Source organism: Cycloclasticus sp. PY97N, assembly GCF_002443175.1.
In the GTDB taxonomy this organism is placed as follows: Bacteria; Pseudomonadota; Gammaproteobacteria; order Methylococcales; family Cycloclasticaceae; genus Cycloclasticus; species Cycloclasticus pugetii.
Genome location: NZ_CP023664.1, coordinates 863,554 through 889,855, shown reverse-complemented (window position 1 = coordinate 889,855; position 26,302 = coordinate 863,554). Strand labels below are relative to the sequence as shown.

Genomic DNA, 26,302 nt, shown 5'->3' with positions numbered 1-26,302 from the left:
TTAATAAAAAGGGCTGAATACACAGCCCTTTTTACGATCACTTAAAGCACCACAGCGATTTAAGATATCATCGCTTTGCTTTTCTCAACAATTAAGTGAAGTTTCTTCAAAATGACTGATAATTGCTCAATTTCCATTTCACTTTCAGCTTGAATTAATGACACCAAGTGCAAATAACGATCAATATCAGCGCGTTGAGTAGAGCACCACTCAGTGAGCCTTTTTTCCGTAGTATCGCCTTTATCAAATGATTTAAGTATAGCCGTTAACAAGGCACGATTTTCAGCATGCAATTCATCTCGTAAAGCCGACCGAGCCAAGGATTGCCAGTAATTTTTCCGCGGTAAGTAACTAATACATCCATGCAACCAACTGAGTTTAAGTTCGTTACTAACCACCGAATACACAGACAGAACATCCTCTATACCTCGATCAACAATACTGTTCACCGCAATAATATCTAAAGCAACAAACTCCAACTCTAGACAGGCAATCTTGTTAGCTAATACCTCATCCACGCCGCCTTCTTGGTAGTAAGCAGCTCGCTGCTCAACATGCTCTTTTTCAACGTCTGAAGCATGCGTTATCATCTTTTCCCCTATTAGGGAAACATTCTTAGCAAACTCATCAGTCACGTCGGTAACTGAAACGACTTGCGAACGGTTTCTCTGCAACCAATACATCGTACGTTCAACCAGCTTTCGTACATTCATCAGCATATCGATCTGCACTTTGGGCGATACTTTATTATCTAGCGCCTCAATCTCGCTCCATATCACTTCTATATTAAAAATCTCGCAAGCAATCTTATAATTTTTAATAACCTCATCAATACAGGCACCCGCTTCATCTTTCATTCTAAAGGCAAATGATGGCCCTAGCCGGTTTACCATACTGTTAACTACCTGATTAACAATGATATCGTCTCGTAAGCGATGCTCCTCAATAGCGCTTACAAATTTATCCCGTAAGTTTGATGGGAAGTATGCCAATAACTCTTGTTTAAAATTTTCATCTTGTATAACTGAAGCGCCCTTCATTAAGTCCTTTAAAAGTAACTTGCTATAGGCAAAAATCACCGCCAACTCTGGGCGATGCAAGCCCTCGCCTTTAGCCTTCCGCTCTTCTATTTCTTCTTGGCTTGGTAAGAACTCAACTGTACGGTCTAACCGACCCTCTTGACCAAGTTGGTTGATCAAACGCCCATGCACTTCCAGCATGTCTGAGGATTGGCTTTCAACCATCGTAATGGCTTGTGTTTGCAGGTAATTATTTCTTAGTACCAACGTACTGACCTCATCGGTCATCTTGGCAAGAAGAGCATTGCGCTGCTTAATGGTCATATCGCCTTGCTCAACCAATTTATTAAGTAAGATTTTAATATTCACTTCGTGGTCTGAGCAATCCACACCTGCAGCATTATCAATAGCATCGGTATTAATGCGCCCTTTAGCCGCGTATTCAATCCGGCCTAATTGGGTAAACCCTAAATTTCCGCCTTCACCCACCACTTTGCAAGCAAGCTCTCGACCGTTAACCCTTAGTGCATCATTGGCCCGATCTCCTACATCAGCATCCGTCTCGATGCTAGATTTTACATACGTTCCTATACCACCGTTCCACAACAAATCTACCGGCGCTTTTAGCATCGCTCGAATAAGATTATTAGGCGTTAACACCTTATCGCTAACGCCTAATAACTTCTGTATTGGTGGCGTGAGGGCAATAGATTTATCTGCCCTTGAAAAAACACCTCCACCCTTCGAAATCAACGCCTTGTCATAGTCACTCCATGATGAACGTGGCAATTTAAATAACCGCTTACGCTCTTCAAATGAAGCACTGATATCGGGGTCTGGGTCTAAAAAAATGTGCATATGATTAAATGCACCGATAAGCCTAATCTTTTCAGATAACAACATTCCGTTACCAAACACATCTCCGGCCATATCGCCAATTCCGATCACGCTAAAAGGAGTTGTTTGAGTATCGACGCCTATCTCTCTAAAGTGTCGCTTTACCGACTCCCAAGCCCCTTTGGCGGTAATGCCCATTTTTTTATGGTCATACCCGACAGAACCTCCTGATGCAAATGCATCACCCAGCCAAAAGTCACGCTCAATAGCTATATTATTCGCAATATCAGAAAATGTTGCTGTCCCTTTATCTGCCGCCACCACTAGATAAGGATCATCATCGTCATACCGCACCACATCATGTGGCGGTATCACTTTTTCACCTTTCAAATTATCAGTGATATCTAACAAGGCACCAATAAAAATACTGTAACAAGCAACCACTTCTTCCATCATCTCGTCACGCGTTAAGCCGTCTAGAGAACGCTTAACGATAAAGCCACCTTTAGCGCCGGTTGGCACGATCACCGCATTTTTTGACATCTGCGCTTTCATCAAGCCTAAAATTTCTGTTCTAAAGTCCTCTTTTCGATCTGACCAACGCAAGCCACCACGCGCAACTGAGCCCCCTCTTAAATGTACCCCTTCAACACGAGGCGAATAAACAAATATTTCAAATTTTGGTCGCGGAGACGGCAACTCGGTCAGCGCTTCTGGGTTTAGCTTAAACGAGAGATACGGCACACCCGTACTATCGACAGTGCATTGGTAATAATTTGTCCGTAATGTTGACTGAATTAAATTCAAATACCGCCGTAGAATTCGATCTTCATCTAGCGACACGACCGTCTCAATTTCAGCAAGAATCTCTGCTTCCTGCTGCCCAATTTTTGTTTTTTTAGCTTTAATAGATGGGTCAAATCTAAGCTCAAATAAGCGCACTAAATGCCCCGCAATAATTGGGTTACTTTGCAAAGTTTGCTGAACATATGCCTGGCTAAAGGTTATTCCTGCTTGCCGCAAATACATATAATAGGCACGCAGTAACATAATCTGTTTCCAATCAAGGTTTGCCTTAATGACAAGCTGATTAAATCCATCGTTCTCAATATTTCCAGTCCAAACCTTTTCAAAAACCAATTGAAAGTTTTCTTTTATACTTTCTATGTCAGGCAGTTCTGTGTTGTACACCAAACCAAAATCATGCACCCAGTAACTCGACTGTGATGATAGATCAGTCACTTCAAACGGTCGCTCATCAAACACCGTAACACCCATGTTTTCTAGTACCGGTAACGTTTGCGATAAAGGAGCTGGCACCCCCTTATTAATTAACTTAAATTGTAAACCCTCGCCGTGCGACTCTAATGGTTGATACAAAGACATTTGAATTTGTTGGTCGGCACTGACTTTTAAACGTTCGGCTTTTTCAATATCGGCCACAGCAAACCTAGCTGGATAGTTATCTTTATACGCCGAAGTAAAACCATCACCATAACGATTCCAAAGCTCTGTGCCTTTCGTTTCCCCATGTCGATGAACTAAAGAAGATAATAAATCGTCCTTCCAATCTCTGAGCGCTTCAATGATTTCACTTTCCACTTCAGATACATCAAACTCACCCACCCAATCAGTATTGGTATGCACCATAAAATGAATCCGTGCAAAAATAGACTCGCTAAACTGGACATTAAAATCTACGCTATCGGTTTGCAGTTTAGCGCAAATGATCTGCTCCATTTTTTTCCTAGCCATCGTGTTGTAGCGATCTCTAGGCACGTAAACAAGCATTGATACGAAGCGCCCATACGCATCAATTCTTGCAAACACCCGAGTCCGTTGACGTTCTTTTAATTTTAGAACCCCCAGCGCTAAACTCAGTAATTGCTCATCATTTGAATGAAATAACTCATCTCGAGGCAAATCTTCTAGCACATTCATTAACGATTTGCCGCTGTGGCTATTTTCCTTGAAGTTTGATTTAGCAAAAACTTTGCTGATTTTTTTGCGTATTAAGGGGATTTCTCTCACCCTGACAAGGTAAGCCGCTGATGTGTATAGCCCTAAAAATCGATACTCGCCAATCACCTCACCGTGTTTATTGAATTTTTTTACCCCAACATAATCCATATACGCAGGACGATGAATAATAGATTTTGTGGTTGCCTTAGTCACAATTAACGGGCATGGCTCACTCATAAAGTCGCATGCCTTATCCGTTATAGGAATAACATCAGCTTGTGGGATAGCCGCTAGCTTATCTCTTAATATACCTTTACCGGAACCTTCTACAATTTTAAAACCATCCGATTCATTACCTTTAACCAACTCATATTCCCGACAGCCAAGAAATAAAAAATTATCGTCTTTAAGCCAGCTTAAAAAGGCTAACGATTCGTCAATATCTTCATTATTATCTTTTGGCGAAAACTCTTTTAGCATCTCGGCAGACTGCTGAAGTGAATTAATACTAGCTTTCCAGTCTTCATTAACCGCCGTATTGTAGGTGATCACTTTTTGAACTTGATCTGCCAACAGCTCAAGCCCGCCTCCCTTTGAAGCCTGGCGATCAACTTCTAATCGAATCATTGACTCACTGACAGTGCGCTCTTTACTTTGCCCAGGCTTAAGAAGGCCATTTTCATCACGCACGACTTCAATAATGGGGTGAACAACCAAGTGACAAGTTAAGCCGCTTTGATTTAAATTCATTGTTAACGAATTCAATAAAAACGGTCTATCCATGGTGACTATTTCTATAATGCTATAAGGGGATTGCCAGCCATGAGTTTCAAAGTCAGGGTTATAGACATTGACTTTAGACTCTTCACCTTGCCTAGACTGCGCTAAATTCCAATGCGCAATCGCCGCTCCATACAGGTCATCCAGCTCTCTTTCTGCTAAATCCTCCCAAGCCACGTCACGATAATATTCGTTAATAAAGCTCCGAATAATAGGCTCTTCTTTTTTATCAAAACGGTGATTGATAATTTTTTCTAGCTGAGAAAAAATTTGTTCTTTTTCTTTTAACTCTGTCACCATTAACAGCCTCTCTATTGATCGATAAAATTAAGTATAGGAGATTTTCTTTAAGATGTGCTTATTTTGCTGGCTACTGGGTAATAGATAAGCTTATCGCCCCCTACAACCGTTGCTGCTGTATGAAGTTTTCTAATTGTTGCTGCCCCTGTTGTTCAAGCCGTATGAACTTAAGGTTAAAACAAAATAAATCCTGTGCTAAGCGGTAACTATTTTGTATGCTGCACGTGGCTTTAAGCGAGTTATCTTCCATCTCAAATTCAACACCCAAGTGCAGTGGTTTTGCTGGATTTAATTGATAGCCTTTCGGCATAATCATTTGCGCGGTCATTTGGTCACAGCAGATGCCTAACCCACCTACAGAAATATTTTCCCCTCTCACTATCAACGTTATACGCTCGGCTGTTTCCAACTTCACCTCTTGTTGATAGTCAACTCTTACATATTGTCGTTCATAAACTCTCACTGTAGATCCACCTTACTCTAAGTAAGTCGCAATTAAATAGTTTCTAAGGTTTTCGTGTACAACAGTTTTAGCTCTGTACCTGCCCAACCAACAAGAATACAGATCACCTTACCGCTAATGTTAATAACCTTATTGTGTTTTTCTTCATACCCTCAGCCATCTATTGTACAGGCCTGCAAATAAAGACAAAACACCTTAACAACACGGCTAATTGCTGCGACTAAGCGATAAAATAATGCTTTCCCTTGCTCCGTTAGCATCCCAACGTTAACATTGAATTTTTAAACTAAAGACTCTCTATATAAAGTGAAAAAAAGCTGTCTACTTATCACTCTTCTATCGCTGATTTTTAGCGCCATAAGTTATGCTCAAGACCCCTTACGCCTAGCAACGACAACAAGCACTGAGAATTCAGGTCTTTTGGCACAATTACTACCCGCCTTTACTCAGCAAACAGGCATCCAAGTTGATGTAATTGCCGTAGGAACCGGCAAAGCACTTCAAATGGCCCGCAAAGGCGATGCCGACGTTGTGATGGTTCATGCAAGACAAGCCGAAAATATTTTTATTGCCGAAGGTTTTGGCGTTAATCGACGTGATGTGATGGAAAATGACTTCGTCATCGTCGGCCCTGTTACCGACCCTGCTCATATTAAAAACCAGAAAAACACACTGAATGCACTCAAGCAAATTGCCGCTAAGCAAGTGTCTTTTATTTCTCGTGGAGATAATTCTGGAACACATAATAAAGAACGCTCCATATGGGGCCAAGCTAATTTGAAGCCCCGTGGCCCTTGGTATAAGGAAGCAGGACAAGGCATGGGAAAAGTATTGTTAATGGCTGATGAATTGGGCGCTTATACCTTAACTGACCGAGGCACTTGGCTGGCCTATAAAGACAAACTGTCACTCACTATTTTAAATCAAGGCAGTGTTTTACTAAAAAACCCTTATGGCATTATTGCGGTAAATCCTGCTTTGCATAAAGACATTCAATACTTAAAAGCCATGTCACTTATCGCTTGGGTAACCTCGCCAGCAGGACAACGCCTTATCGATACCTTTCAAAAAAACGAGCAACGTCTTTTTTACCCAACCGCCATTAAAGACGTCATGACCAGTGAATGATTTAAGCCAAGCTTGCATAAATGCCTTTCAGTTATTACTGAGCGGTCATGATGATATTTGGGAAATTATCTCGCTCTCATTTGGCGTATCTATGTCGGCTATTTTGATTGCCACGCCCTTTGCGATGCTGATTGCCTTTATATTGGCTTTTTTCGAATTTCCCTTGCGTAGAGTGCTCATTTCTTTATTTAATACCTTTATGTCTGTCCCCGCCGTCATTGTTGGCTTAACACTTTATTTAATTTTATCGCGTAGCGGCCCATTAGGAGATTTGAGGCTTTTATTCACCAGCCAAGCAATGGTTATCGGCCAAGTTATGCTGAGCTTTCCATTATTAGTCGCAATGGCTCATGCCTCTTTTCAAGCTGCAGACCGGCGCGCTTGGGAAACGGCTATCACCTTAGGCGCAAAGCCTTGGAGGGCTTTTTTCACACTAATATACGAAGTACGTTTTGGCTTAATTGCTGCTGTTGTTGCCGGCTTTGGTCGCGTGGTTGCTGAAATTGGTTGTTCTATGATGGTTGGCGGTAATATTCTTCACTCCACACGTAACATTCCTACCGCTATCGCCTTAGAAACCAGCAAAGGCGAGTTCGCTCAAGGCATTGCACTTGGCATGGTTTTACTGTTACTGTCCTTAAGCTTGAATGCAGGCATTTCGATCTTTCAAGGTAAAGGGGAATTAAAAGCATGAGCACATTAGTTAGTTATAAAAACCTCGCTATTACCTTGTCTGGAAAACTGGTTTTAAATATCAAGCATCTCGATATACCCGCCCACCAATGCACACTCTTAACTGGTCAAAATGGATCGGGAAAAACCACGTTATTAAAAATAATGAGTGGTTTATTAAAGCCAGATTCAGCCAGCATTAACTACCAAGGTTTAACGCTCAACTGGAAGCAAGCCAAAGCTTACATCCAAAAAGACATCATCTATTTACATCAACAACCGTATTTATTTGATGCCAGCGTTACTGACAATATTGCTTATGGACTGTATCGATCAGGCGAACGCAAAAGCAATGTGCATAAAAAAGTCACGCAAGCATTAGATTGGGCAGATTTATCGCATCTTGCCCACCGCCCAGCCAAACAATTATCTGGCGGTGAAAAACAACGTGTTGCGTTGACTCGCGCACGTATTTTATCGCCGCGCTTATTGCTGCTAGACGAACCAACCGCAAGTATGGACAGTACTGCAAAACAACAAACAGCCAAGCTATTACAGCGACTCAAAGATGAAGGGGTTACCATTATGATCAGCAGCCACGAAGCACATACTGTTGAACATATTGCCGATCACCATATTCATATTGAGCATGGTAATGCCCTAATACGTCCACCTAATTCAAATAACGTGACAATGATAAACACCGCAAAAAAAACTTCATAATATGAATAGAGTAGACGTACAAAGTAGTTGTAGCGACGACAATGAAGCAGACACCTTAAGCGTCGATGCCGCCTTGCTGAAAATGTTAAACGCTGTTGCAGAAAAAAGCGGCACTGAACATATTCCATTAACTTCGGCTGTTGACCGAATACTCGCAGCCCCCATTCTTTCGCCAATCAACGTTCCTTCACACCGCAATGCAGCCGTTGATGGCTATGCAATAATACATACTGATTTACCCAGCAGCGGGGAAATCAAAACATTAAACATTGTTGGTCGTATTGTTGCTGGGCACCCTTATAAAGGTCGCTTAAAGCAAGGCGAGTGCCTACAAATAATGACTGGCGCACAAATGCCTGACGCTGCCGATACCGTTATTATGCAAGAACATGTAGAAATACATGACAACACCATTCATATTGATGCACGGCATAAAAACGGACAAAATGTTCGCCAAGCAGGCGAAGATATCCAACAAAATCATACTGTTTTGGAAGCAGGCATTAAATTAACACCGCCACAAATTGGTCTCATTGCCTCTTTAGGTATTTCAGAAGTTCATGTTAAAACGCCACTAACCATTGCTGTTTTTTCAACCGGCGATGAACTTCTTAACCTTGGAGAGCCTCCACGTGAGGGCTGTATTTATGACAGTAACCGCTACAGTATGATTTCTGCATTAAAGAAAATAGGCTGCAAGGTATTAGACATGGGCATCATTGCAGACGACCCCGAACAATTACGCAGCGCTTTTAAACTAGCATCAAACAGTGCCGATGTTATTTTCACCTCTGGCGGCGTGTCTGTTGGAGCCGCCGATTACACCAAACAAATACTCGCAGAAACTGGCTCTATCAATTTTTGGAAAGTCGCTATAAAACCCGGTAGGCCCATTGCCTTTGGCCATATAGACAATACAACGTTTTTTGGCTTACCCGGTAACCCTGTCGCAGTCATGGTCACCTTTTATCAATTTGCCTTACCCTGCCTACAAAAAATGATGGGGCTAACAACACCATTAATTTGCCCAACTATTCAAGCCAAGAGCACACACTCTATTCGAAAAATTGCAGGACGTACTGAGTTCCAGCGTGGATTTTTATCAAAGAACAATAACGGCGAATGGGAAGTCAGCACCACAGGAAAACAAGGCTCTGGTATCTTACGATCAATGAGTGATGCAAATTCCTTTATCATTCTTGAACACGAGCGCCCCTCCATCAATAAAGGCGACTGGGTAATAACGCAGCCATTTTCGGCCCTTTTTTAAGGCTTTATAAGCCCATAAAACATGCTAAGTCTCAATTAAAATCTGGCTTGAGTGAATGACGTTAATTGACCACAACTGGCCTCTCTTTCTAGGCCAACCACGAACCTCAAGTTGTTTACCTTTATAGCTGTCTAACGTTAAAAAATAACGCTTGTTTTCAACGCTAATCCAAATATACACTTCATCAGATAGCCACAACTTTGCACCTTTTTTACCCCTCGTTATTTTTTGGACTTGCCCACTAAAACGCCCCCAGCCCTGAGCTCTATTTTTTGCAATATCCTCAACCGCCTTTTTCTGATAAGCCTGCAGGGACCATAAACCAATTTTCTTTTTCTCGGCCTGTCGTTGCATCGCCTTAAAACGATGGGCATATCGAAGATTAGGTGGATGAATACTCAAGGTCGCTTGACCACTACGAAGCATTTCTAAATTAATGTGTTGGCCATCGTCTAAAAATAGATGCGCCAATATACGACCATAGCGATCTTTTTGTTCGACATCGTATTCAACTAAAACCATTTTGTTTAATACCCATTTTTTCAACGCCTTTTTTGCCGCAACGGCCCCTGCTTCAATAGCCCGTCCCTTGTAACCCATTTCAGGCGTATTAATGCCTAATAAACGAACCGTCAAACCATTTTTAAGCACAACAGTATCACCATCAATAACATTGATTACTTTTAATAATGACCCAGCCTGAACGGTAGAACACGCGACTAGATACAGCAGCAAAAAAGTAACGAATGTAAATTGCCTGATAGAAACAACGCTAAAAGCCCGACTGATAATGTCTTTTTTAATATGATCAATTAACATATTCCACCGCCCATTAGCCTATAATTAGCTCAGCCATAATACCTATGGCTATTAACTTTTTAACAATAAATAATAACAGGTAGGTGTAGGTTGTATTTACGCATACAAAAAAGACTCAAAAAATTTCTTGATCACCAGCAAGGTGACGCGCTTTGTGACGGATTAAAAGGTATTGAAAAAGAAAGTTTGCGCGTAACCCCTGAAGGGAACATAGCTCAAAGCCCACATCCTACTGGCCTTGGATCTGCCTTAACAAACCCTTACATCACCACTGATTATTCAGAGGCATTGCTCGAATTTATCACCCCACCTTTTAGCAAGACGGCCGATACCTTAAACTTTATGGAGGCCGTACATTCCTATACTTACCAACACCTTGGTAATGAAATGTTATGGGGTACCAGCATGCCGTGTATTGTTGATGGAGACATGAGTATTCCTATTGCCAATTATGGCTCATCCAATATTGGCCAAATGAAACATATTTATCGAATTGGCTTATGGCACCGTTATGGCCGAAGCATGCAAGCCATCGCAGGCATACACTTTAACTACTCTCTACCAGAGAAGTTTTGGCCCATTTACCAATCTTTAGAGCAAGACACGCGGCCTAGGCAAGATTTCATTTCACAGTCATATATGGATATGGCACGAAACCTACACCGATACGGCTGGTTAATTTTATACCTATTCGGCGCCTCACCTGCTATTTGTAAATCGTTCGTTAAAGGTCAAGAACACGACGATTTCGAAGAGTTTGATGCCGGCACACTGTACAAACCTTATTGCACCTCTCTTAGAATGAGCGATATTGGCTATAAAAATGACAGTCAATCGAACATCAACATTTCATACAACAGCCTTGACAAGTATGTCGCTCGACTAATAGCTGCTACGCAAACGCCTTTTGCTGAATACGAGGCCTTTGGCGTTAAAGATGCTAATGGACAATACCAGCAACTTAATACCAATATTTTGCAAATTGAGAATGAGTACTACAGCAACGTTCGCCCTAAACAAATTACTCGCTCAGGGGAAAGCCCTAGTCAAGCGTTAAAAAAGCGCGGTATACGTTATGTTGAACTTCGTTCAGTGGACTTAAACCCATTTGACCCTGCCGGCATTAATGAACAACAGTTACACTTTTTAGAAGCCTTTATGATCTTTTGCTTATTGGCTGACAGCCCTTCCCTTTCATCAGAGGATAAAGCTTGCGTAGATAAAAACTTAACCTTAGTCGCCTCTGCTGGTCGACAGCCAGGGTTAAAGTTACGCCGTAATGGTGACAGCATCAGCTTAAAAGATTGGGGATTAGAAATTTGCCAAGAAATGACTCTGCTTTGTGAGACGCTTGATGCCGATGATAAAACCAAACCATACAGCAATTCACTCGCCGCACAGATCGCTAAATTGAATGATGTGGAACTTACCCCTTCTGCAAAAATACTCAAGGCCATGAAAGAGCAAGAACTTCCATTTTTTAAATTTGCAATGAAACAGGTCAAGAAACATCATACCTTCTTCAATCAGCACAGCATCAACAATGAGCAACAGCAGTGTTTTGAAAAAGCAAGGCAACAGTCTATCGACGAACAACGAGAGATAGAAAGCAGTGATACAATCGAATTTGATGAGTTTTTAGAACGCTATTTAGCGCAAACTAAAAATGTTTAGTTATTTTATCTAATATCAACACACCATTACTTCTATTCATATCTCATTTTAGAATTTTTGAAATAGATGATTCTTGCTACACTGACAGCTAGCCATTTACTAGAGCCTTAATATGAACATCCAAACACTCCAAAGCCAACTGGACAATAAGCAACCACGAGACATTCTTAAAACCATTTACTCGCAGCTAGATGACCTCGCTATTTCATTCAGTGGTGCCGAAGATGTAATATTGATTGATATGGCATGCAAACTTGGATTAAAACCAAATGTCTTCACCTTAGATACCGGACGACTTCACCCTGAGACATACCAGTTCATCCAAACAGTGATGGACCATTATAAAATTAAAATTACCGTTTTATCCCCCAACCAAGATGCTTTACAAGCTTTAACCCACGAAAAAGGCTTATACAGCTTTTACCAAGATGGCCATAAAGAATGTTGCGGCATTAGGAAAGTTCAGCCATTAAAGCAGCATTTAACGGCTTATTCTGGCTGGATAACAGGCCAACGACGTGACCAAAGTAAAGCCACTCGTGATAGCCTTAATATTGCTGAAATTGACACTGCTTTTAGCGGCAAAAACACGGAACTGCTAAAGTTTAACCCCTTGTGTCATTGGACTTCAGAACAGGTCTGGTCGTATATACGTGCTCTGGAAGTCCCGTTTAACCCGTTACATAACCAAGGGTTTATTAGTATTGGTTGTGAACCTTGTACAAGGGCCACCTTACCGCACCAAGATCCTAGGGAGGGGCGATGGTGGTGGGAAGCTGCAGAGAGTAAAGAATGCGGATTACACTCAAGTTTAAGCAAACCTCGCTAGAAAGTTATTGCCCCTTAGAAATGAGGCAAGCTTACACCCTCAAATAGCTTATCAATAGCCGATTGCTCCTTAAGTTCCATCGCTTGATTGATAACTGCTTGTGTTAGATGCGGCGCAAATAAATGAATAAACTCATACATATAGCCACGTAAGAAGGTATCTTTACGGATACCTATTTTAGTGATGCTGGTGCCAAAAAGATGTCCAGCATCTAATGCCACCAGATCATTATCTACTTGTTCGTCATAGGCCATCCGCGCAACAATCCCTACCCCAAGTCCAAGCCTGACATATGTCTTAATGACATCCGCATCTACCGCTGTTAAAGCAATATCTGGACTTAAACCTTGTGCTTTAAATGCATCATCTAATTTAGATCGCCCAGTAAAGCCAAACACATAAGTTATCAGCGGGTGTAGCGCAACATCAATAAGGCTTAGCCGATCAATTTTAGTTAACGCATGGCCCTTCGGAACCAATATGCACCGTTCCCAAGAATAACAAGGCATCATGACCAAGTTATCAAATAACTCTAAAGCCTCCGTTGCAATGGCAAGATCCACTTTCCCTTGCGATACCATTTCAGAAATTTGTACCGGCGTACCTTGTTGAATATCTAAGCTAACATCTGGCATTTCTTGCATAAATGTTTTGATGATAGACGGTAAAGCATAACGTGCTTGAGTATGTGTTGTTGCAATCGATAGCAAGCCCTTTGTTTGATTTTTATATTCTTTAGCAATATTTTTGATATTCTCTGCCTTCATTAACATTTCGCCCGCTATGCTAATAATTTTTTTTCCGGCCGGCGTCATGTCAGTTAAATGCTTGCCATTACGAGTGAAAATGGGAATACCTAACTCATCTTCTAAAATACGAATTTGTTTACTTATACCCGGTTGCGAGGTATAAATTGTTTCAGCTGTCGCTGACACATTAAGATTGTTTTTTGAAACTTCCCAGATATAACGGAGTTGTTGTAACTTCATAGATTAATATTCTTTTGTTATAAATATAGAAATATATATTCCTTTTTATTATAAGAGAATTGATTTATATTACAAGGTTATATTAATAGCTCGGTTTCTCCCATTGGATTACTTATATATATTAGCAGGCGCAGCTGTAGGCTTCGTAATTGGCCTAACGGGTGTAGGTGGTGGTTCTTTGATGACGCCTCTACTTGTTCTTGGCTTCAACGTTCAACCAGCGATTGCTGTTGGCACAGATCTTTTATACGCAGCCATTACAAAAGCAAGCGGCGTTTGGTCACATCAAAAACTTAAAAATATTGACTGGATGATTGTAAAAAATCTATGCCTAGGTAGCATCCCAGGCTCAATATCTTGCATATACATCATCCAATACTTTAATTTATCAGCAGAAGCATTTGAAAGCATTATATCGATTAGTCTAGGCATTATGCTAATCTTGACCTCAGCAGTTATAGTTTTTAAAGACAATATAGCAAGGCACTTCAAAAAACCTGCTGACTACACGCCAAGCCCATTTATTATTATCTGCTTAGGCCTTGTGCTAGGCATACTGGTCACCTTATCGTCAGTTGGGGCAGGTGCTATTGGTGGTGCGCTTTTATTACTCCTCTACCCTCGTTTAAGAACCAGAACCATAGTAGGCACCGACATAGCACATGCCGTACCGCTAACTGCAGTAGCAGGCCTAGGACATTTTCAATTAGGGCATATAGATTTCCAATTATTAATCAGTTTGATCATTGGCTCATTGCCAGCAATCTATCTAGGCACTATGGTCGGTGAAAAACTGCCTGAGAAAACATTAAAATATATCGTCGCAACCATTTTATTACTAATTGGCATTAAGTTTGCGATTTAACACGGCAATTAAATCACAGTACATTCAATTTTATGTGAGCTAGATTCTCAAATTGAATATAATAACAACAGAAACAAACCAACAAGGATTATAAAATGACATTCGTAGTAACCGAATCATGTATCAAATGTAAATACACCGATTGTGTAGATGTATGCCCAGTAGATTGCTTTCATGAAGGGCCAAACTTCCTAGTCATCGACCCAGATGAGTGTATTGATTGCACACTATGCGAACCTGAGTGCCCTGTAGAAGCCATTTATTCAGAAGATGAATTACCCGAAGGGCAAGAAGAATTTATTCAAATTAACGCCGACCTATCCCAAACTTGGCCTGTTATCACTGATGTAAAAGATGCACCTGAAGATGCTGATGAATGGGCAAACAAAGAAAACAAATTAGACTATTTAGAAAGATAAATAAAATAGTTAAGCATAAAAAAACCGGGCTAAGCCCGGTTTTTTTATGCTTATCAAGCAGATCAAGATTCGATAATTTCTTCCGAACCAGATTCCACATCACGATCGACTAATTCAACATACGCCATAGGCGCAGCATCACCAGGTCTGAATCCACATTTAAGAATTCGTAGATAACCACCAGGGCGATCTTTATAACGAGGAGCTAGATCATTAAACAGTTTCGTAACACTGTCTCTATCTCTTAACCGTGCAAAAACTAAACGTCTTTTAGCAACGGTATCTTCCTTAGATGATGTAATAAGAGGTTCAATGAAACGACGAAGCTCTTTGGCTTTAGGTAATGTTGTACGAATAACCTCATGACCGATGAGAGAGTTAGCCATATTTTTAAACATTGCTTTACGGTGGCTGCTATTACGATTAAGTTGCCTACCTGATTTACGATGACGCATAGTTAAATCCTTAAATTAAATTGAACCTACAGCTCTATCACTAGTAATTAAACTAGATGGTGGCCAGTTTTCAAGACGAATACCTAAAGACATGCCCTTTGAAGCAAGAACATCCTTAATTTCTGTTAATGATTTTTTACCAAGATTTGGTGCTTTTAATAATTCAACTTCTGTACGTTGAATTAAGTCACCAATGTAGAAAATTTGTTCAGCTTTCAAACAATTTGCTGATCGAACCGTCAGTTCTAGATCGTCAACAGGACGTAATAGAATAGGATCGAACTCAGGTTCTTTAGGTTCCTCAGGAACTTCTACAATGTCTTTAAGGTCAACAAAAACAGCAATATGATGATGTAGAATCGTTGCAGCCGCTCTAATCGTTTCTTCAGGATCAGTCGTACCGTTTGTTTCAAGCTCAATAATAAGCTTATCAAGGTTAGTACGTTGCTCAACACGAGCTGTATCTACATTATAAGAGATGCGCTTAATAGGGCTAAAAGAAGCATCTAATAAAAGTGTACCAATCGGTAAATCTTCATCATCTTGTTTACGTGAAGCGGCTGTCTGATAACCTGAACCCCGTTCAACTTTAATTGACATGGAAAGCTTACCATTGGCAGTTAAATTGGCGATAACAAGTTCTGGATTCGCTATTTCAACATCATGATCAATTTGAATGTCAGCAGCAGTAACTTGACCTTCTCCAGATTTTTCGATTGTCAAATAGGCTTCATCTTTTGCATTTAGATTAACCGCAAGATTTTTAAGATTCAACATGATATCAATAACATCTTCTTGGACGCCATCGATTGTTGTGTACTCGTGTAAAACACCTTCAATTTTAATTTCGGTCACTGCGCAACCAGAAATTGAAGATAAAAGAACACGTCTTAAGGCATTACCTAAAGTGTGACCATATCCGCGTTCCATTGGTTCTATGGTAACTTTAGAACATGTAGGAGATATAGATTGAACTCCTGTAACCTTAGGCTGTAAAAAACCTGAAAGTAAATTTTGCATTATATTTCCTCTTTAAAGATTACTTAGAGTACAGCTCAACAACAAGATGTTCATTGATTTCTGCAGGTAAGTCAGAACGCTCAGGTTTGACTTTGAAAATACCTTGCATTTTTTTAATATCAAGCTCTATCCACTCAGGCACACCACGTTGCTCAACAAATTCAAGAGCAGATTTGATACGGTTTTGGTTCTTTGAGCTTTCCATTACTTCGATAACATCTTCAGATTTAACCTGAAACGAAGGAATATTCACACGAACACCATTAACAACAATTCCGTTATGTCTAACAAGCTGCCTTGCTTCAGAGCGTGAAGCAGCAAAGCCCATTCTGTAAACGACATTATCAAGACGGCATTCTAACAATTGCAATAAGTTTTCACCGGTAGAGCCTTTAATACGGGCTGCTTCAGCATAATAACCACGGAATTGTTTTTCAAGTACGCCATAAATACGACGTAGTTTTTGTTTTTCGCGAAGCTGTAATGCATAGTCTGATAAACGAGTACGACGTTGCCCGTGTTGACCAGGAGGGTATGCTCTTTTTTCCATTGCACATTTAGCTGTGTAGCATTTTTCGCCTTTCAAGAAAAGCTTTTCGCCTTCACGACGACATAAACGACATTTTGAATCAGTATATTTAGCCATAATAATTTCCTAGTTATACACGTCGTTTCTTTGGCGGACGACAGCCATTATGTGGAATAGGTGTTACATCTTCAATAAAAGTAATATTAAAACCAATATTGTTTAATGCACGTACTGCAGATTCACGACCAGGACCTGGGCCTTTAATCTTAACTTCAAGATTTTTCATTCCAAAATCTTTCGCAACTTCACCGGCACGTTCAGCGGCAACTTGAGCTGCAAAAGGTGTACTTTTACGTGAACCTCTAAATCCAGACCCACCAGCAGTTGCCCAAGATAGTGCATTGCCTTTACGGTCTGTTATGGTAACGATCGTGTTATTAAATGTAGCATGTACATGGACAATTCCATCAACTACATTTTTTTTAACTTTCTTCTTACTACGACTTGGTTTAGCCATACTTCAAATATCCTTTAATTGAATCTTACTTTCTAATTGGTTTCCGAGGGCCCTTGCGGGTTCTAGCGTTTGTTTTAGTACGCTGGCCTCGAACAGGTAAACTTCTACGATGACGGATTCCACGGAAGCAACCCAAATCTAGTAAGCGTTTAATATTCATAGAAACTTCACGACGTAAATCGCCTTCTATTAAATATTTTCCGACTTCTTCACGTATCAGTTCTAATTGATCTTCAGATAGTTCGCGAACTTTAGTTGTTGTATCAATTCCAGCTGCAGCACAAATAGCTTTTGATCTAGTAAGACCAACGCCATATATAGATGTCAGTGAAATAACAATGTGCTTATTATCAGGTATATTAATACCAGCGATACGTGCCATTAATTCTCTCCGTTATTTTGGCCAGTAGAAAACCGGCAATTTTAATCTTTATTTCGAATAACTACAAGCTTAAATATTAGCCTTGACGTTGCTTATGTCGCCCATCTTTGCAGATAATGCGTATTACTCTATTACGACGAACAACTTTACAATTGCGACAAATTTTCTTTACTGATGCTCTTACTTTCATAATTTACTCCTACTAACCTTAACTTATTTGTTTTTAAGGTTCGCTTTTTTCATTAAACCTTCATATTGCTGTGACATAAGGTGACTTTGCATTTGCGCAATGAAATCCATGACAACAACAACGATAATTAACAATGATGTTCCACCAAAATAAAACGGCACATTCCAATAAACAATCAAAAACTCAGGTAACAAACAAACAGCCGTAATATACATAGCACCAAGCAACGTTAATTTTGTAATAACCGCATCTATATATTTAGTTGTTTGCTCACCAGGTCGGATTCCAGGAATAAAAGCACCTGATTTTTTAAGGTTATCCGACGTATCTCTTGAATTAAATACTAATGCAGTATAGAAAAAACAAAAGAATATAATCGCTGCTGCATAAAGCAACACATAAATTGGCTGCCCAGGAGATAACATACTAGATACATCTTGCAACCAACCCATTCCTTCACTGTTACCAAACCAACCTGCAATAGTTGAAGGAAATAAAATTATACTTGAAGCGAAAATGGGTGGGATCACACCCGCCATATTAAGCTTCAACGGTAAAAAACTAGACTGACCGGCCATCATTTTATTACCCTGCTGACGTTTAGCGTAATTTATAGTGATTCTTCGTTGAGCACGCTCAACAAAAATCACAAATGCCGTCACAGCAACAGCTATAAAGAACAGCATAATAACCATAAATGCGTTCATTTCGCCTGTTCTAACTAATTCGAGTGTACCACCAATAGCACTCGGCAATCCTGCAACAATACCACCAAAAATGATAATTGATATACCATTACCAATTCCACGTTCAGTAACTTGTTCCCCTAACCACATAAGAAACATCGTCCCACTGACAAGTGTAACTACTGCAGTAAACATAAAAGCAAAACCTGGATTAAATACCACCGGTAAGCCGCCAGCAGATTGACCTTGAATTGCTGTAGCAACACCAAACGCTTGGAACGTTGCAAGTACTACCGTGAAATAACGTGTATATTGAGTTATTTTACGTTTTCCAGATTCACCTTCTTTTTTAAGTTGCTCAAACTTTGGAACAACAGACGTCATTAACTGGATAATAATAGACGCAGAAATATACGGCATTATTCCAAGCGCAAAAATACTCAGTCTTTTGAGCGCACCACCTGAGAACATGTTAAACATATCAAGAATAGTTCCAGCTTGTTGCTCGAACATTAATGATAGTGCCTTAGGGTCAATTCCAGGAACTGGCACATGCGCGCCAATACGAAACACGAACAAAGCACCAAGAACGAAAAACAATCGTTTTCGTAGTTCAGGTAATTTGCTTAACCCGCCAGTTGCGCCTGAGGCTGATGAACCAAGTACAGACATTGATTAAGCTAAACTGCCGCCAGCTGCTTCGATTGCCTTAACGGCACCAGCAGTTGCAGAAATTCCTTGTAATTTTACCGCTGAAGTCAATTCACCAGATGAAATAATTTTAACTTTTTTAGTAAAAACAGGAACAATATTAGCGGCGATCAATGATTTAATTGTAACAATCTCATCATTTAAGTTATTTAACTCTTGCAACCTAACTTCTGCTGTTAATTTCTTTTTAGCAGAGGTAAATCCAATTTTAGGAAGCCTACGCTGTATTGGCATTTGACCACCTTCAAAACCGATTTTAGGCATTCCACCTGATCGTGATTTTTGACCTTTATGACCACGACCACAAGTTTTACCTGATCCAGAGCCGATACCACGGCCAACGCGTTTTGCAGGTTTTGTACTACCAGCAGCTGGTTTAATTGTATTTAGTAACATTTTAAATCTCTTCTACGTTAAGCATGTAATGAATTTTATTGATCATGCCTCGATTTTCAGGTGTATCAATAACTTCAACTGATTGATTGATTTTGCGTAAGCCTAAACCAGCAACACATGCTTTATGTGATGCTAATCGACCATTCTTACTACGAATCATTGTTACTTTGATTTTCTTTTCACTCATTATTATTACCCGATGATATCAGCGACTGATTTTCCACGTTTCATAGCAACTTGTTCAGCATTCGTCATATCAGACAAACCTTTAATAGTTGCTCTAACAACGTTAGCAGGATTGTTACTTCCAACACATTTTGCAAGCACATCATGCACACCAACAACTTCAAATACAGCACGCATTGCGCCACCAGCAATAATACCAGTACCATCAGAAGCAGGTTTCATAAAGACTTCTGCAGCGCCATATTTTGCAGTAATTGGATATTGCAATGTATGCTCACTTAAATTAACTGTAACCATATTTTTGCGTGCTTGTTCCATCGCTTTTTGTATAGCCACAGGAACTTCACGTGCTTTGCTAATACCAAAACCAACACGACCGTTACCGTCACCTACAACAGCAAGTGCAGAGAACCTAAATTGACGTCCACCTTTAACTACTTTAGAAATTCTTCTAACGGTAATTAATTTTTCTTGTAAATCGTCTTGTTGATTATTTTGTCCAGGTTGTGATGCCATAATTGCCTCTAAAATTCCAATCCATTTTCACGTGCAGCGTCAGCTAGTGCTTTAACGCGGCCATGATATTTATATCCAGAACGATCAAAAGCAACTTCTTTTATACCTGCTTCTACGGCACGTTCAGCAATAGTTTTACCAACTACGCTGGCTGCTTCAATATTTCCACAATTTTTTACTGATGATTTAATATCACTTAATAGTGTAGATGCGGAAACAAGCACCTTAGATCCATCAGCAGTCATTACTTGTGCGTATATATGACGTGGTGAACGGTGCACGCTTAAACGTGCTTTTCCACTTTCTTTAATACGTGACCTTGTTTTGGTTGCTCTACGCAAACGTGAAGTTTTCTTATTCATTATTCCGCCTATTTCTTCTTAGCTTCTTTCATAACAACGTGCTCACCAACATACCTAATACCTTTACCTTTGTATGGTTCTGGTGAACGATATGCACGAATATTAGCAGCAACTTGACCAACTAATTGTTTATCACAACCCTTGATAACAATTTCAGTTTGAGAAGGTGTTTCAATCGTAATACCTTCTGGAATATCATATTCAACAGGGTGAGAAAAACCTAAGGTTAAGTTAAGAGTTTTTCCTTTAACCTGTGTTCTGTAACCAACACCACGTAATTCTAATTTCTTTTCAAACCCATCAGTTACGCCAACGACCATATTGTTAACAAGCGCTCGTTGAGTACCGGTTAATGCGATAGAACCTTTCACTTTATTATTTGCTTTAAAGGAAAGAACGTTATCGTTAACATCAATATCAACACACTTAAACAATTCACAGCTAAGCTCGCCATTTTTACCTTTAACAGATAAGTGACCGTTAGCATTGTTGAACTCTACACCTGCAGGCAATACAACTGGATTATTCGCAATTCTTGACATAATAAAACCTAACCTAACTTACGTAACAAAGAACTTCACCACCATGACCTTCAGCTCTCGCTGTACGATCAGCTAACAAGCCTTTAGATGTAGAAATAATAGCCACACCTAAACCACCCTTAACTTTAGGAAGTTCATCTTTTGATTTATAAATACGTAAACCAGGTTTGCTGACACGGTCGATTGTCTCAATAACTGGTTTACCTTGAAAATATTTCAACGTAATCTCTAACTCAGGCTTACTTTTTGAGTCTTCGATTTTAGTCGAACCACTTACAAAACCTTCTTGTTCTAAAATGTTAGCTAATGCTTGTTTTTTAGTAGAAAAGGGCATTCTAACTACAGCTTTTTCAGCAGACTGCGCATTACGAATGCGAGTTAACATATCTGCAATTGGATCACTCATACTCATTTTAATACTCCTTCTTTACCAGCTAGCTTTAGATAAGCCCGGTACATCACCGCGCATCGTAGCTTCACGTAACTTGTTACGTCCAAGACCAAACTTTCTATAGTAGCCATGTGGTCGACCGGTCATATTACAACGGTTACGAACACGAGACGCACTTGAATCACGAGGTAAAGACACTAATTTTGTTTGTGCCTCTGTTACTTGTTCAAAAGTAGACTTAGGGTTTCTAATAATTTCTTTAAGCGCTGCTCTTTTGGCAGCATATTTAGCCACTAAACGAATTCGTTTATTTTCTCTAGCTATCATTGATTTCTTAGCCATTTCTTAACCTTGTTGTTTAATGGGAAAATTGAATGCTTTCAATAAAGCACGACCTTGCTCGTCATTCTTAGCACTTGTCGTAATAGCAATATCCAGCCCACGTAGCGTATCAATCTTGTCGTAATCAATTTCAGGGAAGATTATTTGCTCAGTTACACCAAGAGAGTAGTTACCTCGTCCATCAAAAGATTTATCACTTAAGCCACGAAAATCCCTAATTCTAGGAATTGCAATTGAGATAAGTCTCTGAAGAAAATCATACATACGCTCATTTCTTAAAGTGACTTTACAGCCAATTGGCATATCGTCCCTTATTTTGAAACCGGCGATTGATTTTTTTGAAATCGTAATAATTGGCTTCTGGCTTGAAATCTTTTCTAGGTCAGAGACAGCATTTTGGATAATTTTTTTATCAGCAACAGCCTCACCAACACCCATATTAAGTGTTATTTTAGTGATCTTAGGCACTTCCATAACAGTCTTAAGATTCAATTCCTTTAATAAAGCAGGAATGATTTCTTTTTTATAGCGTTCTTCTAAATTTGACATAAAATTCTCTATTTCTTAAGCGTCAAGCACTTCATTATTTGATTTGAAGTAACGAACCTTCTTACCATCTTCAAGTACTTTAAAACCAACTCTATCAGCCTTGTTAGTTTGAGCATTATAGATAGCAACATTAGAGACATTGATTGGCATTTGCTTCTCAATAATCCCACCTTCAATACCTTTATTAGGATTAGGTTTTTGATGTTTTTTTACTGAATTAATTCCTTCAACCAAAACTTTTTCATCAGATACAACAGAAAGAACTAGGCCTTTTTTACCCTTATCTTTCCCTGTTAAAACGATTACTTCATCACCTTTCTTTATTTTATTCATAATTAATTCAATCAGTTAAATCACTTCAGGCGCTAAAGAAATGATTTTCATAAACTTTTCATTTCTTAATTCGCGAGTAACAGGGCCAAATATACGAGTTCCAATTGGTTGCAAGTTTGCATTTAAAAGCACCGCCGCATTACCATCAAAACGAATAGCTGAACCATCTGGACGACGTATTGCTTTTCTTGTTCTAACGACGACTGCATTATGAACATCACCCTTTTTTACTTTGCCACGTGGGATCGCATCTTTAATGCTGACTTTGATGATGTCACCAATTTTAGCATAGCGTTTATGAGAACCACCTAGTACTTTAATACACATAACATTGCGGGCACCGCTGTTGTCTGCCACATCAAGTCTTGTCTGCATCTGAATCATTACTTAACTCCCACTCACTCTATTTAGTTTTTTCAATGATTTCATGAAGTTTCCATGATTTCGACTTTGAAACAGGTCGACAAGAAACTAAAGAAACGATATCGCCTTCAGAGCATTCGTTACTTTCGTCATGAGCATTATATTTAGTTGATCGTTTAATCACCTTGCCATACAAAGGATGTTTAACTTGACGAGTGACTTTTACAGTGATGCTTTTATCACCTTTATTGCTTGTCACAACACCAGATATAGTTCTTAGAGTCTGCTCTTTTGCACTCATTTAGATTCACCTGCTTGATCATTCAAAATAGTTTTAATACGAGCAATATCACCACGTACTTCACCAAATTGATGAACTTGATTTAATTGACCAGTAGCATTTTGCATACGTAAATTAAATTGCTCTTTTCTTAATTCAAGCAATAATTCGTTAAGCTCCTGAACTGTTTTTTCTCTTAATTCTGATGCCTTCATTACATTATTGTCCGTTCAGCAAATTTTGTTTTAAAAGGGAGTTTTGCAGCAGCTAAATCAAAGGCCTCAACTGCTAACTCTTTTGATACACCCTGCAATTCAAATAACATAGTTCCTGGTTTGATTTGCGCAACCCAGAATTCAACACTACCTTTACCCTTACCCATACGTACTTCAAGAGGTTTTTTTGTAATTGGTTTATCTGGGAACACGCGGATCCAAACCTTACCACCACGCTTAATATGACGTGTAATAGTACGACGACCAGCTTCAATTTGACGCGCAGTCATTCTACCGCGTTCAATAGATTTCAAGCCAAATTCACCAAAACTAACACTACTACCACGATGTGCAAGTCCAGTGTTTCTGTTTTTATGTGCTTTTCTAAATTTAGTTTTTTTTGGTTGTAACATATCGCTTACCTATTCTCCCGTCGCTTCCTTATTACCTAAGATTGGTAGGGCAGACTTTTCGTCAAAAACTTCACCTTTGAAGATCCACACTTTGATACCTAAAATACCATATGTAGTTAGTGCTTCAGTAAATCCATAATCAATATCAGCACGAAGTGTATGTAGTGGAACACGTCCTTCTCTGTACCATTCGTTACGAGCAATATCTGCACCGTTCAAACGTCCACTTACTTTAATTTTGATACCTTCAGCACCTAATCGCATGGTGTTAGTAACCGCTCTTTTCATTGCACGTCTGAACATAATTCGACGCTCAAGCTGTTGCGCAACACTTTCAGCTACTAAAAGAGCATCCAGTTCAGGCTTACGAATTTCCTCGACGTTTATCTGGACAGGCACACCCATGATATTACTTACTTCCGCACGTAGCGAATCAACATCACCACCTTTTTTACCAATAACAATACCAGGACGAGCCGTATGTATTGTAATTTGTGCATTACCCGCAGGACGATTAATTTGGATTTTGCTTACAGAAGCTGCCATTAATTTCTTTTTTAAGAAATCACGTGCAATTAAATCTTGTTTTAGCATGTCAGGATACGCTTGTGAACTAGCATACCAACGCGAATTCCAATCTTTAACTATACCAAGGCGTATACCAGTTGGATGTACTTTTTGACCCATATTTATTTACTCTTTTATTTAGTATCACTAACTTCAATAGTTAGATGGCAGTTTCTTTTAAGAATTTTATTACCACGACCTTTAGCACGCGCTTTAAATCGTTTGTAAGTAGGTGCTTCATCAACAAATACTGTTGAAACATATAACTCATCTACATCAGCACCTTCATTATGTTCAGCATTAGCAATAGCAGAATTAAGAAGTTTCTTGAAACTATCTGCTGCTTTACGTGTACTAAAACCCAATAAATTCAAAGCACTCTCAACATCCATGCCTCTGATTTGATTTGCAACTAATCGGCCTTTTTGGGCTGAAAAATTAGCGTTTTTTAATTTAGCTTTAACTTCCATCACTGCACCAATGTTTATCTGGATTTTTTGTCAACAACATGACCACGGTATGTACGCGTTAACGCGAACTCACCTAATTTGTGGCCAACCATATTTTCGGTAATCAATACCGGCATATGCTGTCTTCCGTTGTGAATAGCTATCGTCAAACCAACCATAGTTGGCGAGATCATTGAACGTCTAGACCAAGTTTTAATTGGTCTACGATTATTACTTTCTGCGGCTGCTTCTACTTTCTTCATTAAATGAAGATCAACAAAAGGGCCTTTTTTTATGGATCTTGGCACAATATATCCTTAACGTTTTGTTCTATTTCTAACTATTAATTTATCAGTACGCTTATTTTTACGCGTCTTATAACCCTTTGTTGGCATACCCCATGGAGATACCGGGTGGCGACCACCAGAAGTACGACCTTCACCACCACCATGCGGGTGATCAACAGGGTTCATAGCAACACCACGTACAGTTGGTCTAACACCTCTCCAACGTTTTGCCCCGGCTTTACCAAGGGAAATCAAGCTATGCTCAGAATTACCAACTTCTCCGATAACTGCTCGACAACCAGATAAAACCTTGCGCATTTCGCCAGAACGTAACCTTAACGTAACATGGTCACCATCTCTCGCAACAATTTGCACAACGGCACCAGCACTACGTGCTATTTGGGCACCTTTATTTGGTTTTAACTCAACACAGTGTACTTGTGTACCAACAGGTATATTCCTCATTGGTAAACAATTGCCTACTGTAATTGGGGCTACTTCAGAAGAAATCACTTCATCACCAACATTTAAGTTTTTTGGTGCAATGATGTATCGTCTTTCGCCGTCATTATATAGTATCAGCGCAATATTGGCAGATCTATTTGGGTCATATTGCAGACTTTCTACCTTACCAGGTACATCGAATTTGTTTCTTTTGAAATCGATAATACGATAATGTTGCTTGTGACCTCCACCACGATGTCTTGTAGTGATCCTTCCGTTATTATTGCGCCCGCCTGACTTGCTTTTTTTAGCTAAAAGCGGCCCATGTGGTGCAGACTTACTAAGCTCAGCATTTTTAACTCTGATTACAAAGCGTGAGCCTGGTGAAGTTGGTTTTGATTTTACAATAGCCATAAGATTAATTTATC

At 39.7% G+C, this 26,302-nt stretch carries 36 protein-coding genes; 8 read left to right on the top strand and 28 right to left on the bottom strand.

Annotated features, from left to right (window positions below; all coding sequences use genetic code 11):
• Positions 1 to 59 precede the first annotated feature (59 nt).
• On the bottom strand, positions 60 to 4,898 hold the full coding sequence (locus CPC19_RS04465; RefSeq protein WP_016389930.1) for an NAD-glutamate dehydrogenase: 4,839 nt from the start codon (positions 4,896 to 4,898) through the stop codon (positions 60 to 62).
• A 100-nt stretch (positions 4,899 to 4,998) separates the two neighbouring features.
• Positions 4,999 to 5,361: a PilZ domain-containing protein gene (locus tag CPC19_RS04460; protein ID WP_015006483.1), complete on the bottom strand. Its 363-nt coding sequence runs from the start codon at positions 5,359 to 5,361 to the stop codon at positions 4,999 to 5,001.
• A 306-nt stretch (positions 5,362 to 5,667) separates the two neighbouring features.
• Here CPC19_RS04460 and CPC19_RS04455 point away from each other — a divergent pair, with 306 nt between their 5' ends.
• The 4 genes from CPC19_RS04455 to glp are packed head-to-tail and all read left to right on the top strand — an operon-like array spanning position 5,668 to position 9,154.
• The gene (locus CPC19_RS04455; RefSeq protein ID WP_015006484.1) at positions 5,668 to 6,489 is read left to right on the top strand and encodes a substrate-binding domain-containing protein; all 822 of its coding nucleotides are present in this window, start codon (positions 5,668 to 5,670) and stop codon (positions 6,487 to 6,489) included.
• Positions 6,482 to 7,183 (top strand): ABC transporter permease, encoded by a 702-nt coding sequence (locus CPC19_RS04450; RefSeq protein WP_015006485.1) that lies wholly within the window; start codon positions 6,482 to 6,484, stop codon positions 7,181 to 7,183. Before CPC19_RS04455 ends, CPC19_RS04450 begins: the two co-directional genes overlap by 8 nt.
• On the top strand, positions 7,180 to 7,884 hold the full coding sequence (locus CPC19_RS04445; RefSeq protein WP_015006486.1) for an energy-coupling factor ABC transporter ATP-binding protein: 705 nt from the start codon (positions 7,180 to 7,182) through the stop codon (positions 7,882 to 7,884). Before CPC19_RS04450 ends, CPC19_RS04445 begins: the two co-directional genes overlap by 4 nt.
• 1 nt (position 7,885) lies before the next feature.
• On the top strand, positions 7,886 to 9,154 hold the full coding sequence (glp, locus tag CPC19_RS04440) for a gephyrin-like molybdotransferase Glp (protein ID WP_016389929.1): 1,269 nt from the start codon (positions 7,886 to 7,888) through the stop codon (positions 9,152 to 9,154).
• Positions 9,155 to 9,178: 24 nt separating this feature from the next.
• On the opposite strand, the gene CPC19_RS04435 is transcribed toward glp, so the two are convergent.
• A complete protein-coding gene (locus CPC19_RS04435; RefSeq protein WP_016389928.1) occupies positions 9,179 to 9,973 on the bottom strand; it encodes a thermonuclease family protein in 795 nt (264 codons plus the stop codon).
• 90 nt (positions 9,974 to 10,063) lie between these two features.
• Here CPC19_RS04435 and gshA point away from each other — a divergent pair, with 90 nt between their 5' ends.
• Both gshA and CPC19_RS04425 read left to right on the top strand, forming a co-directional pair.
• The gene (gene gshA, locus CPC19_RS04430; RefSeq protein ID WP_016389927.1) at positions 10,064 to 11,647 is read left to right on the top strand and encodes a glutamate--cysteine ligase; all 1,584 of its coding nucleotides are present in this window, start codon (positions 10,064 to 10,066) and stop codon (positions 11,645 to 11,647) included.
• A gap of 112 nt (positions 11,648 to 11,759) precedes the next feature.
• On the top strand, positions 11,760 to 12,476 hold the full coding sequence (locus CPC19_RS04425) for a phosphoadenylyl-sulfate reductase (RefSeq protein WP_016389926.1): 717 nt from the start codon (positions 11,760 to 11,762) through the stop codon (positions 12,474 to 12,476).
• A 14-nt stretch (positions 12,477 to 12,490) separates the two neighbouring features.
• Here CPC19_RS04425 and cysB read toward each other — a convergent pair whose 3' ends face one another.
• Entirely contained in the window at positions 12,491 to 13,465 is a 975-nt protein-coding gene (gene cysB, locus CPC19_RS04420) for an HTH-type transcriptional regulator CysB (RefSeq protein ID WP_016389924.1), read from the bottom strand.
• A 103-nt stretch (positions 13,466 to 13,568) separates the two neighbouring features.
• Between cysB and CPC19_RS04415 the strand changes: the two genes are divergently transcribed.
• Together CPC19_RS04415 and fdxA are read left to right on the top strand one after the other, a co-directional pair.
• On the top strand, positions 13,569 to 14,330 hold the full coding sequence (locus CPC19_RS04415; protein WP_015006492.1) for a sulfite exporter TauE/SafE family protein: 762 nt from the start codon (positions 13,569 to 13,571) through the stop codon (positions 14,328 to 14,330).
• A gap of 95 nt (positions 14,331 to 14,425) precedes the next feature.
• Positions 14,426 to 14,749, top strand: a complete 324-nt coding sequence (gene fdxA, locus CPC19_RS04410; RefSeq protein WP_015006493.1) for a ferredoxin FdxA — start codon at positions 14,426 to 14,428, stop codon at positions 14,747 to 14,749.
• Positions 14,750 to 14,811: 62 nt separating this feature from the next.
• On the opposite strand, the gene rplQ is transcribed toward fdxA, so the two are convergent.
• The 24 genes from rplQ to rplB all read right to left on the bottom strand — a co-directional run bounded on the left by rplQ (position 14,812) and on the right by rplB (position 26,288).
• A complete protein-coding gene (gene rplQ, locus CPC19_RS04405; RefSeq protein WP_016389923.1) occupies positions 14,812 to 15,204 on the bottom strand; it encodes a 50S ribosomal protein L17 in 393 nt (130 codons plus the stop codon).
• Positions 15,205 to 15,219: 15 nt separating this feature from the next.
• Entirely contained in the window at positions 15,220 to 16,224 is a 1,005-nt protein-coding gene (rpoA, locus tag CPC19_RS04400; RefSeq protein WP_016389922.1) for a DNA-directed RNA polymerase subunit alpha, read from the bottom strand.
• A 19-nt stretch (positions 16,225 to 16,243) separates the two neighbouring features.
• On the bottom strand, positions 16,244 to 16,870 hold the full coding sequence (gene rpsD / locus CPC19_RS04395; protein WP_015006496.1) for a 30S ribosomal protein S4: 627 nt from the start codon (positions 16,868 to 16,870) through the stop codon (positions 16,244 to 16,246).
• A 13-nt stretch (positions 16,871 to 16,883) separates the two neighbouring features.
• Positions 16,884 to 17,270: a 30S ribosomal protein S11 gene (rpsK, locus tag CPC19_RS04390; protein WP_015006497.1), complete on the bottom strand. Its 387-nt coding sequence runs from the start codon at positions 17,268 to 17,270 to the stop codon at positions 16,884 to 16,886.
• Positions 17,271 to 17,295: 25 nt separating this feature from the next.
• Positions 17,296 to 17,652: a 30S ribosomal protein S13 gene (rpsM, locus tag CPC19_RS04385; RefSeq protein WP_015006498.1), complete on the bottom strand. Its 357-nt coding sequence runs from the start codon at positions 17,650 to 17,652 to the stop codon at positions 17,296 to 17,298.
• A gap of 76 nt (positions 17,653 to 17,728) precedes the next feature.
• Positions 17,729 to 17,842, bottom strand: coding sequence for a 50S ribosomal protein L36 (rpmJ, locus tag CPC19_RS04380; protein WP_016389921.1), 114 nt, complete (start codon positions 17,840 to 17,842; stop codon positions 17,729 to 17,731).
• Between the two features lie 23 nt (positions 17,843 to 17,865).
• A complete protein-coding gene (gene secY / locus CPC19_RS04375; RefSeq protein WP_015006499.1) occupies positions 17,866 to 19,200 on the bottom strand; it encodes a preprotein translocase subunit SecY in 1,335 nt (444 codons plus the stop codon).
• Positions 19,201 to 19,203: 3 nt separating this feature from the next.
• Positions 19,204 to 19,635 (bottom strand): 50S ribosomal protein L15, encoded by a 432-nt coding sequence (rplO, locus tag CPC19_RS04370; protein WP_016389920.1) that lies wholly within the window; start codon positions 19,633 to 19,635, stop codon positions 19,204 to 19,206.
• A gap of 1 nt (position 19,636) precedes the next feature.
• On the bottom strand, positions 19,637 to 19,822 hold the full coding sequence (gene rpmD / locus CPC19_RS04365; RefSeq protein ID WP_015006501.1) for a 50S ribosomal protein L30: 186 nt from the start codon (positions 19,820 to 19,822) through the stop codon (positions 19,637 to 19,639).
• A 5-nt stretch (positions 19,823 to 19,827) separates the two neighbouring features.
• Positions 19,828 to 20,337: a 30S ribosomal protein S5 gene (gene rpsE, locus CPC19_RS04360; RefSeq protein ID WP_015006502.1), complete on the bottom strand. Its 510-nt coding sequence runs from the start codon at positions 20,335 to 20,337 to the stop codon at positions 19,828 to 19,830.
• A gap of 8 nt (positions 20,338 to 20,345) precedes the next feature.
• The gene (gene rplR, locus CPC19_RS04355; protein ID WP_015006503.1) at positions 20,346 to 20,699 is read right to left on the bottom strand and encodes a 50S ribosomal protein L18; all 354 of its coding nucleotides are present in this window, start codon (positions 20,697 to 20,699) and stop codon (positions 20,346 to 20,348) included.
• Positions 20,700 to 20,707: 8 nt separating this feature from the next.
• Positions 20,708 to 21,241 carry a 50S ribosomal protein L6 gene (gene rplF, locus CPC19_RS04350; RefSeq protein WP_015006504.1) on the bottom strand — a complete coding sequence of 178 codons (534 nt, stop codon included), beginning with the start codon at positions 21,239 to 21,241 and terminating at the stop codon, positions 20,708 to 20,710.
• Positions 21,242 to 21,254: 13 nt separating this feature from the next.
• The gene (gene rpsH / locus CPC19_RS04345; RefSeq protein WP_015006505.1) at positions 21,255 to 21,653 is read right to left on the bottom strand and encodes a 30S ribosomal protein S8; all 399 of its coding nucleotides are present in this window, start codon (positions 21,651 to 21,653) and stop codon (positions 21,255 to 21,257) included.
• A gap of 15 nt (positions 21,654 to 21,668) precedes the next feature.
• Positions 21,669 to 21,974, bottom strand: a complete 306-nt coding sequence (gene rpsN / locus CPC19_RS04340; RefSeq protein ID WP_015006506.1) for a 30S ribosomal protein S14 — start codon at positions 21,972 to 21,974, stop codon at positions 21,669 to 21,671.
• A gap of 3 nt (positions 21,975 to 21,977) precedes the next feature.
• Positions 21,978 to 22,523 (bottom strand): 50S ribosomal protein L5, encoded by a 546-nt coding sequence (gene rplE, locus CPC19_RS04335; protein ID WP_015006507.1) that lies wholly within the window; start codon positions 22,521 to 22,523, stop codon positions 21,978 to 21,980.
• Between the two features lie 15 nt (positions 22,524 to 22,538).
• Positions 22,539 to 22,856, bottom strand: a complete 318-nt coding sequence (gene rplX / locus CPC19_RS04330; RefSeq protein WP_015006508.1) for a 50S ribosomal protein L24 — start codon at positions 22,854 to 22,856, stop codon at positions 22,539 to 22,541.
• A gap of 15 nt (positions 22,857 to 22,871) precedes the next feature.
• A complete protein-coding gene (gene rplN / locus CPC19_RS04325; protein WP_015006509.1) occupies positions 22,872 to 23,240 on the bottom strand; it encodes a 50S ribosomal protein L14 in 369 nt (122 codons plus the stop codon).
• A 19-nt stretch (positions 23,241 to 23,259) separates the two neighbouring features.
• On the bottom strand, positions 23,260 to 23,520 hold the full coding sequence (gene rpsQ, locus CPC19_RS04320; protein WP_015006510.1) for a 30S ribosomal protein S17: 261 nt from the start codon (positions 23,518 to 23,520) through the stop codon (positions 23,260 to 23,262).
• Entirely contained in the window at positions 23,517 to 23,714 is a 198-nt protein-coding gene (rpmC, locus tag CPC19_RS04315; protein ID WP_015006511.1) for a 50S ribosomal protein L29, read from the bottom strand. Before rpmC ends, rpsQ begins: the two co-directional genes overlap by 4 nt.
• The gene (rplP, locus tag CPC19_RS04310; RefSeq protein WP_015006512.1) at positions 23,714 to 24,127 is read right to left on the bottom strand and encodes a 50S ribosomal protein L16; all 414 of its coding nucleotides are present in this window, start codon (positions 24,125 to 24,127) and stop codon (positions 23,714 to 23,716) included. The genes rpmC and rplP overlap by 1 nt, the downstream gene beginning before the upstream one ends.
• Positions 24,128 to 24,136: 9 nt before the next feature.
• Complete coding sequence (gene rpsC / locus CPC19_RS04305) at positions 24,137 to 24,814, bottom strand: 30S ribosomal protein S3 (protein ID WP_016389918.1); 678 nt, start codon at positions 24,812 to 24,814, stop codon at positions 24,137 to 24,139.
• Positions 24,815 to 24,828: 14 nt separating this feature from the next.
• Entirely contained in the window at positions 24,829 to 25,164 is a 336-nt protein-coding gene (gene rplV / locus CPC19_RS04300) for a 50S ribosomal protein L22 (RefSeq protein ID WP_015006514.1), read from the bottom strand.
• Positions 25,165 to 25,178: 14 nt separating this feature from the next.
• Entirely contained in the window at positions 25,179 to 25,451 is a 273-nt protein-coding gene (rpsS, locus tag CPC19_RS04295; RefSeq protein ID WP_015006515.1) for a 30S ribosomal protein S19, read from the bottom strand.
• Positions 25,452 to 25,460: 9 nt separating this feature from the next.
• Positions 25,461 to 26,288: a 50S ribosomal protein L2 gene (rplB, locus tag CPC19_RS04290; protein WP_016389917.1), complete on the bottom strand. Its 828-nt coding sequence runs from the start codon at positions 26,286 to 26,288 to the stop codon at positions 25,461 to 25,463.
• Between the last annotated feature and the right edge of the window lie 14 nt (positions 26,289 to 26,302).